At 73.2% G+C, this 16,791-nt stretch carries 12 protein-coding genes; 6 read left to right on the top strand and 6 right to left on the bottom strand.

From position 1 onward, the window contains the following. Positions 1 to 186 precede the first annotated feature (186 nt). Positions 187 to 1,620 carry a DUF294 nucleotidyltransferase-like domain-containing protein gene (locus tag AC1MIR_RS08435; RefSeq protein WP_480027732.1) on the top strand — a complete coding sequence of 478 codons (1,434 nt, stop codon included), beginning with the start codon at positions 187 to 189 and terminating at the stop codon, positions 1,618 to 1,620. Positions 1,621 to 1,634: 14 nt separating this feature from the next. Here AC1MIR_RS08435 and AC1MIR_RS08440 read toward each other — a convergent pair whose 3' ends face one another. Beyond that, positions 1,635 to 2,330, bottom strand: a complete 696-nt coding sequence (locus tag AC1MIR_RS08440; RefSeq protein WP_480027733.1) for a 3'-5' exonuclease — start codon at positions 2,328 to 2,330, stop codon at positions 1,635 to 1,637. A 77-nt stretch (positions 2,331 to 2,407) separates the two neighbouring features. Here AC1MIR_RS08440 and AC1MIR_RS08445 point away from each other — a divergent pair, with 77 nt between their 5' ends. From AC1MIR_RS08445 to AC1MIR_RS08455, 3 genes are read left to right on the top strand one after another with little or no spacing between them, the layout of a single operon-like run. Further along, on the top strand, positions 2,408 to 4,312 hold the full coding sequence (locus tag AC1MIR_RS08445) for an AMP-binding protein (protein ID WP_480027734.1): 1,905 nt from the start codon (positions 2,408 to 2,410) through the stop codon (positions 4,310 to 4,312). Between the two features lie 2 nt (positions 4,313 to 4,314). Beyond that, positions 4,315 to 5,118 (top strand): enoyl-CoA hydratase, encoded by an 804-nt coding sequence (locus AC1MIR_RS08450; protein WP_480027735.1) that lies wholly within the window; start codon positions 4,315 to 4,317, stop codon positions 5,116 to 5,118. Positions 5,119 to 5,120: 2 nt separating this feature from the next. Beyond that, positions 5,121 to 6,752, top strand: coding sequence for an acyl-CoA synthetase (locus AC1MIR_RS08455; protein ID WP_480027736.1), 1,632 nt, complete (start codon positions 5,121 to 5,123; stop codon positions 6,750 to 6,752). A gap of 222 nt (positions 6,753 to 6,974) precedes the next feature. On the opposite strand, the gene AC1MIR_RS08460 is transcribed toward AC1MIR_RS08455, so the two are convergent. The 5 genes from AC1MIR_RS08460 to AC1MIR_RS08480 are packed head-to-tail and all read right to left on the bottom strand — an operon-like array spanning position 6,975 to position 13,279. Beyond that, complete coding sequence (locus AC1MIR_RS08460; protein WP_480027737.1) at positions 6,975 to 7,625, bottom strand: class II aldolase/adducin family protein; 651 nt, start codon at positions 7,623 to 7,625, stop codon at positions 6,975 to 6,977. Positions 7,626 to 7,677: 52 nt separating this feature from the next. Further along, on the bottom strand, positions 7,678 to 8,643 hold the full coding sequence (locus AC1MIR_RS08465) for a Bug family tripartite tricarboxylate transporter substrate binding protein (RefSeq protein WP_480027738.1): 966 nt from the start codon (positions 8,641 to 8,643) through the stop codon (positions 7,678 to 7,680). 55 nt (positions 8,644 to 8,698) lie between these two features. Continuing rightward, positions 8,699 to 9,829, bottom strand: a complete 1,131-nt coding sequence (gene prfB, locus AC1MIR_RS08470) for a peptide chain release factor 2 (RefSeq protein ID WP_480027739.1) — start codon at positions 9,827 to 9,829, stop codon at positions 8,699 to 8,701. Positions 9,830 to 9,839: 10 nt separating this feature from the next. Continuing rightward, positions 9,840 to 12,422, bottom strand: coding sequence for a penicillin-binding protein 1A (locus AC1MIR_RS08475; protein WP_480027740.1), 2,583 nt, complete (start codon positions 12,420 to 12,422; stop codon positions 9,840 to 9,842). Between the two features lie 56 nt (positions 12,423 to 12,478). Then, complete coding sequence (locus AC1MIR_RS08480) at positions 12,479 to 13,279, bottom strand: N-acetylmuramoyl-L-alanine amidase family protein (protein WP_480027741.1); 801 nt, start codon at positions 13,277 to 13,279, stop codon at positions 12,479 to 12,481. A gap of 652 nt (positions 13,280 to 13,931) precedes the next feature. On the opposite strand from AC1MIR_RS08480, the gene AC1MIR_RS08485 reads away from it, so the two are divergent. Next, the gene (locus tag AC1MIR_RS08485) at positions 13,932 to 14,111 is read left to right on the top strand and encodes a hypothetical protein (protein ID WP_480027742.1); all 180 of its coding nucleotides are present in this window, start codon (positions 13,932 to 13,934) and stop codon (positions 14,109 to 14,111) included. Continuing rightward, a partial coding sequence (locus tag AC1MIR_RS08490; RefSeq protein ID WP_480027743.1) for an Rne/Rng family ribonuclease occupies positions 14,108 to 16,791 on the top strand: 2,684 nt, incomplete at its 3' end. The genes AC1MIR_RS08485 and AC1MIR_RS08490, both read left to right, overlap by 4 nt.

Below are 16,791 nucleotides of genomic sequence, written 5' to 3' on the forward strand. Positions count from 1 at the left end.
GCGCCGCGGCGGCGCAGCCCGCACGGGCGGGAGCCGGAATCCCGCCTGCCCGGCGGCGGCACGCCGCCGGAGGCGGCGCGGCGCCGGGGGGCGACCCCCGGCGCCGTTCGCCTGCCAGGCGCCGCATCGGGGCGTTGCGCTGCGTCAAGCGCGGCGGGATCCGAATGTGGCAATGTGGGAGCCGCCATGACGCCCCCCTCGCCCGCCGCCGCGCTGCTGCGGCCCGCCGCAGCCGCCGTCGCGCCCTGTCCGCCGGCGCTGCCGCCGGAAACGCCGCTGTCCGAGGCGCTCTCGGCCATGGCCGGCTCCCGCGCCTCGGCCGTGCTGGCCGTGGATGCGGCGGGGCGGCCGGTCGGCATCCTCACCGAGCAGGACATCGCGCGGCGCGTCGCCTTCCGCCTGCCGCCGGACGCACCGCTCTCCGCCGCGATGACGACGCCGGTGATCGGCATCACCGCCGAGGACGGGCTGTGGCGCGCCGTCGCGCTGCTGCGCGCCCACCGCCTGCGGCACCTGCCGCTGCTCGATGCCGGCGGCCGTTGCGTCGGCATGCTGCACCGGGCCGAGGCGCTCGAAGCCGCCTCGGGGCGGATGGTCGCGCATCTGGATGCGCTTGCGGGCGAGGACGCGGCGGTGAAGCAGGCCCAGGCGGGGCTCGCGACCGCGCTGCTCGCCGAGGGTCTCTCCGCCACCGAGGTCGTCGCGCTGGTCAGCGGCATCAATGCCGACCTGCACCGCCGCATCCTGGAGCGGGCCATCGCCGCGGAGGCGGAGCCGCCGCCGGTGCCCTTCACGCTGCTGCTGATGGGCAGCCTCGGCCGCGGCGAATCGCTGCTGCGGCCCGACCAGGACAACGGCTTCATCCTGGAGGACTACGACGACGCCGGGCACGACCGCGTGGATGCCTGGTTCCGGCGGGTTTCGGAGCGCTTCTGCACCGCGCTGGACGGCGCCGGCTTCCCGCTCTGCAAGGGCGGGGTGATGGCGCAAAGCCCGCTGTGGCGGAAGACGCGCACGCAATGGCGCGACCAGATCCGCCTGTGGGCGCAGCGCCGCACCGGCGCCGCGCTGCTCTTCGCCGACATCTTCCTCGATTTCCGCGCAGGTTGGGGCGACCCCGCACCGGCCGAGGCGCTGCGCGCGGAGGCGATGCGCCTGCTCGCCACGCAGCCCGCCTGGACCGCGATGCTCGCCGGGCAGGCGGCGCAGCTCGGCGTCGGGCTGACCTTCTGGGGGGGCTTCGCCGATGACGAGCCGGGCCCCGGCACGCGCACCGACCTCAAGCTGCATGGGCTGATGCCGCTGGTCGCCGCGGCGCGGATCGCCGCGCTGCATGCCGGCATCGGGGCGCCTGGCACGCCGGACCGCCTGGCCGGCCTCGCCGCGCGCGGCGCCCTCTCGGCCGCGGAGACGGCGCGGCTGCAGGCGGCCTTCGCCGCGCTGCTCGACGCCGTGCTGCGCCAGCAGCTGGCCGACCATGCAGCGGGGATCCCGCCCGGTTCGCTGGTGGACACCGCCGCGATGGAGCCCGGCCGCCGCGCGGCGCTGAAGGAGGCGCTGAAGGCGGTGCGCGGCTTCGCGAAATCCGCCATCGCCGGCGTGACGGGCCAGCTGTGGTGACGCGGCCGGCGCGGTCAGAAGTGCTGCGCGACCTCCGCGATGCGCGCGGCCATGCGGCTGCGGAAGGCGAGGTCCGGCAGGGAGAGCACGCCGCGCGCCGAGGCGCGGGACAGCAGGCTCATCCACAGCGCCGCGGTCGCGCGCGCGTCGCCGAGCGCATGGTGGCGATGCGCGATCACCAGCCCGGCGCGGCCGCAGAGCCCGTCGAGGGAAACGTCGGGCTCCCGCGGATCGAGCCAGCGCGCCAGCATCATCGAGCACATGGCCGGGTTGGGCAGGCGTGGCGCCGCCTGCCGTTCCGCCGCGCCGGCCAGCGCCGTCAGGTCGAAGGCGGCATTGTGCGCGACGAGGACGGCGCCGGCGGCGAAGTCGCGGAAGCCGGCCAGCGCCTCGGCCGGCTTCGGCGCATCGGCGACCATCTCATCCGTCACGCCGTGGTAGCGGATGGAGACCGGCGGGATGGGCCGCCCGGGATGCACCAGTGTCACGAAGCTGGCGGTCTCGACCCCGCCTTCCAGCCGCACCGCCCCGATCTGCACGATGTCGTCGCTGACGCTGGGGCGCAGGCCGGTCGTCTCCAGGTCGAAGACGACATAGGGCTGCTCCTCCACCGGGCCGTCCGGCAAGGGCGCGGCGGCGGGCGCGATGGGCGATCCCGCCGGCACCGTTGCGAAGAGCGACCGCCAGGATTGCCAGACACCTCCCGCCATGGCGCCGAGGATGGCACAGTGACACGCCGGCGAGGAAGCGGGACGCCGTGCAACCGCGAAGGGGAGGACGCAGCGCCATGTCCGGACGCATGACGCCGAGCCGCTACGACGAAGCCTACAAGGGCTGGAAGGCGGACCCCGACGCGTTCTGGTCGCGTGCCGCACGGGCCATCGACTGGACCAGGGCGCCCGCGACGGTCTTCGACCCGAAGCTCGGCGTGTATGGCCGCTGGTTTCCCGATGGCGTGCTGAACACCTGCTGGAACGCGATCGATCGCCATGTCGGCGCCGGCCGCGGCGCGCAACCGGCCATCGTGTGGGACAGCCCGATCACCGGCCGCAGCGCGACGATCACCTATGCGCAGCTGCTCGACCGCGTCGCGCGCTGCGCCGGCGCGCTGGCGGCGCGCGGCGTCGGCAAGCGCGACCGCGTCATCGTCTACATGCCGATGGTGCCGGAGGCCGCGATCGCCATGCTGGCCTGCGCGCGGCTCGGCGCCGTGCATTCCGTGGTGTTCGGCGGCTTCGCCGCGGCGGAGCTCGCCGCGCGCATCGCGGATGCGAAGCCGAAGGCGATCGTCAGCGCTTCCTGCGGGCTCGAGCCGGGGCGCATCGTGAAATACAAGCCGCTGCTGGATGCGGCGATCGCGCTGTCGCCGCACAAGCCGGATTTCTGCCTGATCCTGCAGCGCCCCGAGAGCCCCTGCGAACTCACGCCGGGCCGCGACACGGATCTCCTCGAAGCCGAAGCCGAGGCGCCGCACGAGCCCTGCACGCCGGTCGCGGCGACCGATCCGCTCTACATCCTCTACACCTCCGGCACCACGGGCGCGCCGAAGGGCATCGTGCGCGACAATGGCGGCCACGCCGTCGCGCTGATGAACTCGATGGGCATGCTGTACGGGCTGCGCGCGGGCGACACGATGTGGACGGCATCCGATGTCGGCTGGGTGGTGGGGCATTCCTACATCGTCTACGGCCCGCTTCTGGCCGGCTGCACCTCCATCCTCTACGAGGGCAAGCCGGTCGGCACGCCGGATGCGGGCGCCTTCTGGCGCGTGCTGTCGCAGCACGGCGCGAAGGTGCTGTTCACCGCGCCGACCGCGCTGCGCGCCATCAAGAAGGAAGATCCCGAGGGCAAGCTCGTCGGGCAGTACGACCTCTCGAAGTTCGAGGCGCTGTTCCTCGCCGGCGAGCGCTGCGATCCGCCGACCGCGGAATGGGTGAGCGCATTGCTGAAACGCCCGGTGATCGACCATTGGTGGCAGACCGAGACGGGCTGGTCCATCAGCGGCAATTTCCGCGGCTTCGGCCTGTTCGAGAGCCGCTTCGGCTCGGGCGGCAAGCCGGCGCCGGGCTACGATTTGCGCGTGCTGGACGAGGGCGGGCAGGAAGTGCCGCGCGGGCAGATCGGCACGCTGGCGGTGAAGCTGCCGCTGCCGCCCGCCAACCTGCCGACGCTGTGGAACGCCGATGAGCGATTCCGCAGCGCCTATCTCGAAACCTTCCCCGGCTACTACAACACCTCGGATGCCGGGATGGTGGACGAGGACGGCTATGTCTGGGTGATGAGCCGCACCGACGACATCATCAACGTCGCCGGCCACCGCCTCTCCACCGGCGCGATGGAGGAGGTGCTGGCGGCGCACCCCGATGTCGCGGAATGCGCCGTGGTCGGCGTGAAGGATTCGCTGAAGGGCCAGGCGCCGATCGGCCTCGTCGTGCTGAAGGCCGGCGTCGCGCGCGCCGAGGCAGACATCGCGAAGGAGCTGGTCGCGCTGGTGCGCGACCGCATCGGCCCGGTGGCGGCCTTCAAGGAGGCGCGCGTCGTCGCGCGGCTGCCGAAGACGCGCAGCGGAAAGATCCTGCGCGGGACGATCCGCAAGATCGCCGATGGCGAAAGCTATGCCGTGCCGCCCACCATTGACGATCCGGTCATCCTCGACGAGATCGGGGAGGTGCTGCGGGCCGCGGAGAAATAGCGATGGATGGTGGGAACGCGCTGCTGCTGCGCGCCGATCTCGGCGAGGGCGTGACGCGGCTCGTGCTCAACCGCCCGGCGCAGCGTAACGCGCTGTCTTTCGCGCTGCTCGGCGCGATGCAGGACGCGCTGGCGCAGATCGCAGATGACCAGAGCGTGTGGGTTGTGATTCTCGCGGCCGAAGGCCCCGTCTTCTCCGCCGGCCACGACCTGCGGGAGATCACGCGCCGCCGCGCCGACGCGGATGGCGGCCGCGCCTTCTTCGAAGCGGCGATGCGGCGCTGCGCGCAGGTGATGCAGGCGATCGTCGCGCTGCCGCAGCCCGTGATCGCCGAGGTGCAGGGTGTTGCGACCGCCGCCGGCTGCCAGCTCGTCGCCACCTGCGACCTGGCCGTGGCGAGCGACGAGGCGCGCTTCGCGACGCCGGGGGTGGATATCGGCCTGTTCTGCTCGACGCCCGCCGTCGCGCTCTCCCGCGCGGTGCCGGCCAAGGCGGCGATGGAGATGCTGCTGACCGGCGAGATGATCGGCGCCGACCACGCCGAGCGGATCGGCCTGGTGAACCGCGTGGTGCCGCAGGAGCAGCTTGCGGCCGCCACGATGGAGCTTGCCCGCGGCATCGCCGCGCGCAGCGCGCACACGGTGCGCGTCGGCAAGGCCGCCTTCCACAGGCAGCGCGGGCTGCCGCTGGCCGAGGCCTATGCGCATTGCGCCGCCGTGATGACCGAGAACCTGCTGGCCGAGGACGCGATCGAGGGCATCGGCGCCTTCCTCGGCAAGCGCAAGCCCGTCTGGAGGGACCGCTAGAGATGGCCGCCGCCGACTACGACGCCCTGCCGCGGGTTCCCGCGAACCACCAGCCGCTGACGCCGCTGCTGTTCATGGAACGCTCGGCGCAGGTCTATCCCGACAATGTCGCGGTGGTGCATGGCGCGCTGCGCCGCAGCTACCGCCAGCTGCGCGACCGTTGCGTTCAGCTGGCGCATGCGCTGCACAACGCCGGCATCGGCCGCGGCGACACCGTGGCGGCGCTGCTGCCGAACATCCCGCAGATGCTGGAATGCCATTACGGCGTGCCGATGACGGGTGGCGTGCTGAACACGCTCAACACGCGCCTCGATGCCGGCACCATCGCCTATTGCCTCGACCATGGCGAGGCGAAGGCGGTGATCGTGGACCGCGAGCTGGTGTCGCTGCTGCGCGTCGCGCTGACGCAGTGCAAGGCGAAGCCGCTGCTGATCGAGGTGGACGACCCGGAAGCGAGCGAGGCCGCGCGCGCCAACCGGCTCGACGGCGCCACCGACTACGAGGCCTTCATCGCAGCGGGCGATGCGACCTGGTCCTGGATCATGCCCGGCGACGAGTGGGACGCGATCACGCTGAACTACACCTCCGGCACCACCGGCCGGCCGAAGGGCGTGGTGTATCATCATCGTGGCGCGCAGCTTCTGGCGATCGGCAACGTGCTGAGCGCGGGGATGGGCAAGCATCCCGTCTATCTCTGGACGCTGCCGATGTTCCACTGCAATGGCTGGTGCTTCCCCTGGACCGTCACCGCGCAGGCGGGCGTGCATGTGTGCCTGCGCGCCGTGCGCGGCCCGGACATGTGGCGGCTGATGGCGGCCGAGAGCGTGACGCACATGTGCGGCGCGCCCATCGTCATGTCCACGCTTCTCGCCACGTCGGAGAACGAAAAGAAAAAACTGCCGCGCGAAGTACAATTCGTCGTCGCCGGGGCGCCGCCGCCGGAAGCGGTGCTGGCCGCGATGAAGGACGCGGGCTTCGCCGTGTGCCATGTGTACGGGCTGACGGAGGTCTATGGCCCCGCGGTGGTGAACGAATGGCACGCCGAGTGGAACGCGAAGCCCGCGCAGGAACAGGCCGGGCTGATGGCGCGCCAGGGCGTGCGCTACCTCGCGCTCGAGGGCCTCGACGTGATGGACCCCGACAGCATGGCCGCCCTGCCCGCCGATGGCGCGACCATGGGCGAGGTGATGATGCGCGGCAACGTCGTGATGAAGGGCTACCTGAAGGACGCGGAGGCGACCCGAAAAGCCTTCGCGGGCGGCTGGTTCCACACGGGCGACCTCGCGGTCAAATACCCGGATGGCTACATCCAGCTGAAGGACCGCTCGAAGGACATCATCATCTCCGGCGGCGAGAATATTTCTTCCATCGAGGTCGAGGACGCGCTGTACAAGCACCCGGCGGTGGCGGTGGCCGCGGTCGTCGCGAAGCCCGACGAGAAATGGGGCGAGGTGCCCTGCGCCTTCGTCGAACTGCGCCCCGGCATGTCCGCGACGGCGGAGGAGCTGATCGCCCATTGCCGCCAGCTCCTCGCCGGCTTCAAGCTGCCGAAGCAGGTGCTGTTCGAGGAGCTGCCGAAGACCAGCACCGGCAAGATCCAGAAGCATGTGCTGCGGAGCAAGGCGAAGACGTGAGCGAGAACACGCTTGCTTTCGCGGCGTGGGGCGTCCAACCTTCCCTCATCCGCAACCAGCTGAAAGGAGGTGATCCAGTGTCTCATTGCAGTTCGGCCCATCCCGTGGGCGCCTGGATCATCGCCATCGCCACCGCGACGGCGAGTCACTAGGCACGCCGCGGCGCAAGCCACCGGCAATGCGGGGGGCCTCGCGGAGCGATCCGCGGGGCCCTCTTCAGTTTCAGGCGGGACGCCCGTAGCCCTTCAGCTGCGCCGCGGCCGCCGCCAGTTCTTCCTCGCCCAGCAGCACCGGATCGAGCCCCGCCGCCAGCAGGTCGAGATACTGCCCGGCCAGGTTCTCCGTCTCCCGCGCCAGCGCCACCGCGCCGGCCAGCGTCGCACCGAGCGCCACCACGCCGTGATTGGCCAGCAGCGTCGCGCGCAGCCCCGCTCCCAGCGATGCGACGCAGGCCTGCGCCAGTTCCTCCGTGCCGAAGGTCGCGTGGGTGGCGCAGGGGATGCCGCGCTGCCCGACAGGGCCCGCCAGCGTGATCATGTAGTGGATCGGCGGGATCGGCTGCCGCGCGCAGGACAGCGCGGTGGCGCGCGGGCTGTGCGTGTGGACGATCGCCTGCGCGTCCGCCCGGGCACGATAGATCGCCGCATGCAGCCGCCACTCGGAGGACGGCCGCCCGTTCGTCAGCACCGCGCCATCCGCCGCGCATTCCACCAGCGCGGCCTCCGTCATCGCGGCATAGGGCAGGCCCGAGGGCGTGATGACGAAGCCGCGCGCCGTGCGCAGCGAGAGGTTGCCCGATTTCTGCGGCATGAACCCCGCCGCATCCAGCGCGCGCGCCGCCGCGACGAGGTCCCTCCGATCGCTGTCCGTCATGCCGCGCCTCCCGCGCGATCCTCCCGCGCGGAGGGCGCCGGCGGCAAGACGCTCAGCTCGGCTCGATGCCGGCCGCGCGGATCAGGCGCTGCCACTTGGCGGCGTCGGAAGCGAGTTGGGTCGCCATCGCGTCCTCCGTCGTCGGCCAAGGGGTCAAGCCGCGCCGGCCGAAGCCTTCGACCACCGCCGGGTCGGCGAGCGCCGCGCGCAGCAACTCGCCGAGCCTGGCGCGAATCGGCGCCGGTGTCGCGCGCGGCACCACCATGCCGTCCCAGTTCAGCACCTCGTAATCCGCCAGCCCGGCCTCCTGCATGGTCGGCAGCGCCGGAAGCTGCGGCGCGCGCATCCGCGTGCTGACGCCGAGCGCGCGCAGCGTGCCGGCCTGCACATGCCCGAGCACGTTGCCGAGCGGCGAGAAGCCGAAATCATGCTCGCCCGCCACCGCGGCCAGGATCTGCGGCCCGCCGCCGCGATAAGGCACGGGCACCGTCCTCGTCCCGGCGAGGTGATCGAACAGGATGCCCGAGAGATGGCCAGGAGAGCCGACGCCGCCCGTGCCGTACGTGATCGTCTCCGGCCTTGCCCTGGCCGCCGCGGCCAACTCGGCCACCGAGGTCCAGGGGCGGTTCGCCGGCACGTAGAGCACGTTCGGCACGTTGAAGATCATGGAGACCGGCGCGAGCTCCGCCACCTCGAAGCCCATGTTCCGCACCAGGGCGGGGTTCACCGCCAGCGTGCCGATATTGGCCGAGCCGATCACCGTGCCGTCCGGCGCGCCCCGCGCCACCGCCAGCGCGCCGAGATTGCCGCCCGCGCCGGCGCGGTTCTCCACCACCACCGTCTGGCCAAGCGCTGCCTGCAGAAGCGGCGCGATGATGCGAACCGCGGCATCGGAGGCGCCGCCCGGCGGGAAGCCGAGCACCAGCGTCACCGGTCGGCTCGGAACCCAGGGCTGCGCGAAAGCGGGCCGGGAGAGGGCGGCGCCGGCCAAGCCGGCGAGGAGGAGGCGTCTGTTCATGACAGAACGGTAAGCAATTGGCAGGCCAGGCCGCCTGCCGGGGCGAGGCCGGCGACTACTGCGCCTGCGCGCTCGCGTCCGACCGGGTCGTGCCCACCCGCAGCGCCAGCGCCGCGGCCATGAACTCGTCCAGCTCGCCATCCAGCACCGCGTCCGGGTTGCCCTTCTCCACGCCGGTGCGCAGGTCCTTCACCATCTGATAGGGCTGCAGCACATAGGACCGGATCTGGTGGCCCCAGCCGATATCGGTCTTGCCGGCCTCGGTCGCCGCGGTGATGGCCTCCCGCTTCGACAGTTCGAGCTCGTAGAGGCGCGCCTTCAGCATCTCCATGGCGATGGCGCGGTTGCGGTGCTGGCTGCGGTCCTGGGTGCTGGCCACCACGATGCCCGTCGGGATGTGGGTGAAGCGCACGCCCGATTCCGTCTTGTTGACGTGCTGGCCGCCGGCGCCCGAGGCGCGGAAGGTGTCGGTCTTGAGGTCGGCCGGGTTGATCTCGATCTGGATGCGGTCGTCGATCACCGGATAGACGTACACGCTCGCGAAGCTGGTCTGCCGGCGCGCCGCCGCATCGAAGGGGCTGATGCGCACCAGCCGGTGCACGCCGGTCTCGGTCTTCAGCCAGCCATAGGCGTTCGGGCCACTGACCTGGATCGTGGCGGACTTCACCCCGGCCTGCTCGCCCTCGGACTGCTCGGTGATGGTCACCTTGTAGCCGCGCTGCTCGGCCCAGCGGGTGTACATGCGCAGCAGCATCTCGGCCCAGTCCTGCGCCTCGGTGCCGCCGGCGCCGGCATTCACTTCCAGGTAGCAGTCGTTGCCGTCCGCCTCGCCGGACAGCAGGCTCTCGATCTCGCGGCGCTTCGCCTCGGCGGCATAGGCCTTGAGGTCGGCGACCGCGGCGTCGGCCGTCGCGGCGTCCTCCTCCATCTCCGCCAGCTCGATCAGCTCGAGCGCGTCGGCGACGTCCTTCTCCAGCTTCTGCACGCCCTCGACCTGGGCGGCGAGGCGGTTGCGCTCGCGCATGACGGACTGGGCCTCATCGGCCTTGTTCCACAGCTCCGGGTCCTCGGCGCGGGCGTTCAGCTCCGCGAGGCGCACCACGGCGGCCTCCCAGTCGAGGTGACGGCGGAGCAGCGCGATGCTGTCCGCGATCTCGGTCTTCAGGCTCTCGGCATCGGCGCGCATGATGGGGCGCTCAGTACAAACCCCCGAGACCTCTGTCCAACCCGACCGCCGCGGAACCACCGCCGCCGCCCCCGGTCGCGAAGGGATCGGAAGGGGGCCGGGCGGAATTCTCCGTCCCCGGGCGGAAGGGCTCCAGGATGGTCTGGCCGTTCGCCACCTGCACGCGGACCAGCGCGGTGCCCGGCGGCGCGCGGAACGGCACCGGCGCGCTGTCCTGCAGCGCGGCGGCCATCACGTCGCGGAAGATCGGCGCCGCCAGCCGGCCGCCCGTGACGTCGGCATCGGGCAGGCCCGGCATCGCCATGCTGCGCGGCTCGTCATAGCCGATCCACACGGCCACCACGAGGTCGGGGGTGAAGCCGACGAACCAGGCATCCTTGTAGTCGTCGGTCGTGCCGGTCTTGCCGGCCACCGGGCGGCCGAGCCCCTCGCCCGCCCGGGTGCCGGTGCCGCGCTGCACCACGCCCTGCAGCAGGCTCACCATCTGGAAGGCCGCCACCGGGTCGGCGATCTGCCGCCGCTCCTCGGTCAAGGCCGGCGGGCCGGCGGCGGGGTCGGCGCTCTCGCAGCCCTCGCAGCGCCGCTGGTCGGTGCGCCAGACCAGCCGCCCATGGCGGTCCTGCACGGTGTCGATCAGGGTCGGCGCCACCTGCCGCCCGCCATTGACGAAGCCGGCATAGCCGGCGGCCTGGCGCAGCACCGTGGTCTCCCCGGCGCCGAGCGCCATGGACAGCAGGCGCGGCATGTTCGGGATCACCCCGAAGTTCCGCGCCGTCTCCGCCACCGCGGCGATGCCGACCTGCTGCGCCAGCCGCACCGTGACGAGGTTCAGGCTGCGCTCCATGGCGCTGCGCATCGTCACCCAGCCCTGCGGCGCGGTGGAGCCGTAGTTGCCGGGCCGCCACAGGCCCTGCGGGGTCATGATCTCCACCGGCGCGTCCAGCAATTGCTGGTTCGGCGGAATCCCGGCCTCCAGCGCCGTCAGGTAGACATAGGGCTTGAAGGAGGAGCCGGGCTGGCGCTGCGCCTGGGTGGCGCGGTTGAACCAGGACTTGTCGAAGGACCAGCCGCCGACCATCGCCAGCACCCGGCCGTTGTTCGGGTCGAGCGCGACCACCGCGCCCTCGACCTCCGGCACCTGGCGCAGGGCGAGCCGCTCGGGCCGGGCGGGGGTTCGGCCCTGGGCGGGGGTGGCGGGCAGCACCTCCACCATCACCACGTCGCCGGGGGCGATCACGTCGCCGAGGCGCCGCGGCGCGGGGCCGAGCCGGCCGTCCCGCACCGGACGCGCCCAGCCGGAAATCTCGTCGTAGAACAGCGACATGCTGCGCGGCTGCGGGGCGCTGCGCGAATCGGGCCGGTCAAGCCAGGTGAGCCGCGCTTCCCGGTCGCGGACCTCCAGCGCCACGGCCAGGCGCCATTCGGGCGCCATGCCGGGCGGGCGCTGCACCTGCTGCAGGGCGGGCAGCCATTCCGTCGCCGAGGCCGGGATCTGCGCCACCGGCCCGCGCCAGCCGCCGCGGCGGCGGTCGTAGTCGAGCAGGCCGCGGCGCAGCGCGCGCTCGGCCTCGGCCTGCAGCGTCGGCTCCAGCGAGGTGCGCACCACCAGCCCGCCCATCGTGGTCTGGTCCGCGCCGAAGCGGGCGACCAGTTCGCGCCGCACCTCCTCGGTGAAGTGCTGCCCGACGGCGATCATGTCGGGCCGGCGGGACGGGCGCGGCTCGATCGGCTCGGCCATCGCCCGCTCGGCTTCCGCGCGCGGGACGTGCCCGTCCTCGGCCATGCGGCCGAGCACCCAGTCGCGGCGGGCCTTGGCGGCGTCGGGGAAGCGCAGCGGGTTGTAGTTGTTGGGCGCCTTGGGCAGCGCGGCCAGGAAGGCGGCCTCGGCCAGGGTCAGCTCGTCGAGCGACTTGTTGAAGTAGTTCTGCGCGGCCGCGGCCACGCCATAGGCCTGGGCGCCGAGGAAGATCTCGTTCAGGTAGATCTCGAGGATGCGCGCCTTCGGCATGGCCTGCTCGATGCGCATCGCCAGCACCGCCTCGCGCAGCTTGCGCGCCAGGGTCTGGTCGTTGCCGACCAGCATGTTCTTGGCGACCTGCTGGGTGATGGTGGAGGCGCCGATCGGCCGCCGGCCGGTGCCCATCTGCTCGACATTCACCAGCACGGCGCGGGCGATCGCCATCGGGTCCACGCCCGGGTGGCTCCAGAAATTCTGGTCCTCGGCGGAGATGAAGGCCTGCTGGATGCGCGCAGGGATCGCCTCGATCGGCACGAAGACGCGCCGCTCCTGTGCCAGCTCGGCCATCAGCCGGCTGTCGGCGGCGTAGATGCGGCTCATCTGCGGCGGCTGGTAGTCGGCGAGCCAGGTGTGGTCCGGCAGGTCGGTCTCGGCGGAGCGATAGAGCGACCAGCCCGCCACGCCCGCGGCCAGACCGCCGGCGACGCCCAGGACAAGCCCGGTGCGCAACACCAGGCCGAGGAAGCTCACGCGCCGCCGCTTGCGCGGGCGCTTTTCGGGCGGCGGAGGCGCGGCGGGATCGGCGGGGGCGCCGCCGACCATCCGCCCCTCGGCGCGAAGCTCAGGCACATCCATGTTGCATTCCATACACCAGCTCTCGCCCGCTGGCACATGCCAGCCGCGCGAGCCTGCTACCCGGCGGCCAGCGCCGGCGAACGCCCGGCCTGGGCCAGGTAGCCCTGCACCGCGCGCGACAGGGCCCGGGCGACCTTGGCGCGGTGGTCGGCGCGGCGCAGCGCGGCCTCGTCCTGCGGGTGGGAGAGGAAGCCGATCTCCACCAGCACGGATGGGATCTCGGGCGCCTTGAGCACCACGAAACCCGCCCGACGATGCGTGTTCGGCAGCAGCGGCACCTGGCCGTCGAGCGAGTCCACCACCTGCTTCGCCATCCGGGCGCTGCCCGCCCGGGTCTCCGCCCGCATCAGGGAGAGCAGGATCGCCTGCACCTCAGGCGAGAGCGAGGGCATGCGCAACCCGCCGGCGCGGTCCGCCTGGTTCTCCCGCCGCGCCAGCGCGCCGGCCAGCGCGTCCGAATTCTCCCCGAGCGTATAGACCGAGGCGCCCCGCGCACCCGGCGCGCTGTCGGCATGGATGGAGACGAACAGCGCCGCATTGCGCCGCCGGGCGAATTCCACCCGGCCGCCGAGCGAGACGAAGCGGTCGCCGGTGCGGGTCATGGCCACCCGGCAGCGGCCGGATGCCTCGAGCTGGCGGCGCAATTCCTGCGCGGTGGCCAGCACGATGGTCTTCTCCCGCGTGCCGCGGCCGCCGATCGCCCCCGGGTCGCGGCCGCCATGGCCGGGATCGAGCACGACGAGCGGCTTCGGCGCCGAGGACCGCCTCGGCGCGGCTCTCCTGTCCTGTGCGGCTGCCGGCAGCGGCAGCGCGGCGAAGGCGAGCAGCAGGCCCGCCAGGTCGCGACGACGCAGCATCCGAATCCCCTGTGCCGGCACCCCCCCCCGCGGCCCGGCCAAGCGAGAGTACCACATGGCGGCCGTGACTTGCCAGGAAACCCTGCCGCGACGGTTGAAGGACGCGTGAGCACAGTTGCGGCCGCGGCGGCGGCCGCACGGCAGCGCCTTGTGGTCGGCGGGTCGGGCAACTATGGTGCATCGCCCCGGCGGCGACGCCGTCGGCAGGGTCGTTCCGGTTCGCGTGGCCCGCCTGGCCCCGTCTCCGACCGCAGCGTGCGGCGGATGGCGGCAGGCCCGGGCCTCAGTCCTGGCATGGGACGGGCAGCAGCCCGCCTCGCGCTTCGCCAGGTGCCGCAGCCGCGTCCCCGCCGGCGCGGAGCGCGCGCGACACGCCCCCTCCCTGGCCAGTTCCGCCCGGGCCTGGGGTCTGCCCTTCGCCCGCCGCCTGCCCGACCGCGCCTGCGATCGGCGCCCGCGACCGCCACCCTGCCGCAAGGCAGCCGGCCCGCGCGCCGCCCGGAGGGCATTGGGGCATCGCGAGGCGCTTCCGCCGGGCCGGCGGACGTGGATGCGGCATTGCGCCGCGGCCGCGCAAGCCGGTCCAGAGACCCCACCAGGACCCTCCCCGCCCGGGGACGGTCCACCGAGAAGAGGATCGGGTCGCCGCCGCATGGTCACTGTCCTGACGGTCGATGTCCTGATGGTCGCTGGCCTGATGGTCGCTGGCCTGATGGTCGCCGGCCTGACGGTCGCCGGCCTGCCGCGCCGCCGCCGCTTCCCGGGCCCCGCCACCCTTCTCCGCCGCAGCCTGGCCGCGTGTCGCTGCGGCGCGGAGTTCCCGCTTCCATGACCAAGCGCATGCTGATCGACGCATCCCACCCGGAGGAGACCCGTGTGGCGGTGCTGGACGGCAACCGGCTCGAGGCCTTCGACATCGAGTCCGCCAACCGCCTGCCGCTCAAGGGCAACATCTACCTGGCCCGCGTGGTGCGGGTGGAGCCCAGCCTGCAGGCCGCCTTCGTCGAATACGGCGGCAACCGCCATGGCTTCCTCGCCTTCGGCGAGATCCACCCCGACTACTACCAGATCCCGGTCGCCGACCGGCAGCGGCTGCTGGAGATGCAGCGCGCCGAGGCCGAGGAGGATCGCCGCCGCGAGGAGGCCGAGGACGCCGCCCGCGCCAACGACACCGCGCTGAACGATGCGCTGGAATCCACCGCCGCCGAGCTGCCGGGCGAGGGCGGCGAGACCGGCGAGCCCTTCCCGGCCGCCGCGGATGCCGGACCGGACACCGAGGCTGCGGCGGGCGAGCCGGCCGAGGCGCGGATCGTCACCATCGAGGCCGCCGCGGCCGAGGCGACCGTGCCGCATGAGGGCGTGCGGCTGCCGCCCGAAGGCGTGTCCTCCGCCGCGCCCGAGCCGGCCGTCGAGGCCACCCCGGATGGCGAGGACCGCCTGCCGGGCGAGGCCGCGCAGGACGCCGAGGCGGCCTTGCAGGAAGCCGAGGGCGAGCCCGATGCCGGGGGCGAGGCCGCCGACGCCGAGGCCGAGCCGGCACTGCCGCCCGAGACCGTCGGCGGCTCCACCGAGGACGAGATGCGCGAGCGCCGCATCCCGCCGAAGTTCCTCCGCCACTACAAGATCCAGGAAGTGATCAAGCGCCGGCAGATCATGCTGGTGCAGGTCGTCAAGGAGGAGCGCGGCACCAAGGGCGCGGCGCTGACCACCTACATCTCCCTCGCCGGCCGCTTCTCGGTCCTGATGCCGAACAGCCCGCGCGGCGGCGGCGTCTCCCGCAAGATCACCTCCGCCGCGGACCGCAAGCGCCTGCGGGATGCGATCGACGAGCTCTCCCTGCCGGACGGGATGAGCCTGATCGTGCGCACCGCCGGCGCGCAGCGGCCGAAGCCGGAGATCAAGCGGGACTGCGAATACCTGCTGCGGCTCTGGGACAACATCCGCGAGCGGACCTTCGCCTCCACCGCGCCGGCGCTCATCTACGAGGAAGCCGACCTCATCAAGCGCTCGATCCGCGACACCTTCGGCAAGGATGTGGAGGAGGTCGTCGTCGAGGGCGACGACGCCTACAACGACGCGCGCGACTTCATGCGCATGCTGATGCCGCAGCACGCGCAGAAGGTGCGCATCTCGCGCGACGGCGTGCCGCTCTTCGCCCGCTTCGGCGTGGACCAGCAACTGGAGCAGATGCACAGCCCGGTCGTGCAGCTGAAGTCGGGCGGCTACATCGTCATCAACCAGACCGAGGCGCTGGTCGCCATCGACGTGAACTCCGGCCGGGCCACGCGCGACCGCCACATCGAGGACACGGCGCTGCGCACCAACCTCGAGGCCGCGGACGAGGTGGCGCGCCAGCTTCGCCTGCGCGACCTGGCGGGGCTCATCGTCATCGACTTCATCGACATGGAATCGTCGAAGCACGACGGCATGGTCGAGCGCCGGCTCAAGGAGGCGCTGAAGCAGGACCGCGCGCGCATCCAGGTCGGCCGCATCAGCCATTTCGGCCTGCTGGAGATGTCGCGCCAGCGGCTGCGCCCCTCCCTCGTCGAGCACGCCTTCATCGCCTGCCCGCACTGCCAGGGCCGCGGCCTGGTGCGCAGCGTGGAGAGCAGCGGGCTGGCCGTGCTGCGCGCCATCGAGGAGGAGGGCGGCCGCCGCCGCGCCGCCGAGATCGTCGTGCATTGCGCGACGCCGGTGGCCTTCTGGCTGCTGAACAAGAAGCGCGAGCGCCTGATGGAGGACGAGCAGCGCTTCGGCATGACCATCCTGGTGCAGGCCGACGACACGCTGGTCGCGCCGGCGGTGCGCATCGAGCGGACCCGGGCGCAGAACCCGGATGCCATCGCCGAACGTCCCGCCGCGCTGCGCATGGACTACGCGCCCGAGCCGGAGGAGGCCGAGGCGGCCGAGGCCGAGCCCGAGGCGGCGGAGGGCCGCCCCGAGGGCGAGCCGCGCGGCGAACCGCGTGCCGAGTCCGAGGCCGAGGCCGCGGCGAATCGCGGCCGCCGCCGCCGCCGCCGCCGCCGCGGGGGCCGCCGCGAGGGGAGCGAGGCCGCACCGGGCGAGGCCGCCGCGTCCGAGGAGGGCGAGGAGGAGGACGAGTCCGAGGAGGCCGAGGCCGTCGCCGCGGCCGAAGGCGCCGAAGCGGCCGAGACCGCCGCCGCGTCGGAGCCGGAGGCCGAGGCGGACGCGGAGGCCGAGGCCGATGCCGCCGAATCCCGCCGCCGACGCGGCCGTCGCGGCGGCCGCCGCCGGCGCCCGGAGGGCGAGGCCCCGGCCGAGGCGCCCGATGCCGGCGCCGCGCCGGCGCCGGCTCCTCCGGCCGCGCCGCCTTCGCCGCGCCGCGCCCCCACCCCGGCCGATCCCTTCGCCGGCCAGATGGACGAGATCCTGATGGCGATGGAGGCCGCCGAGCAGGAGGCCGGGGGGGGGGGGGGGCGCCCCCCCCCCCCCCGCGCCCCCCCCCCCCCCCCCCCCCCCCCCCCCCCCCCCCCGCCCCCCCCCCCCCCCCC

This window comes from Falsiroseomonas sp. RANM36 (assembly GCF_056682175.1).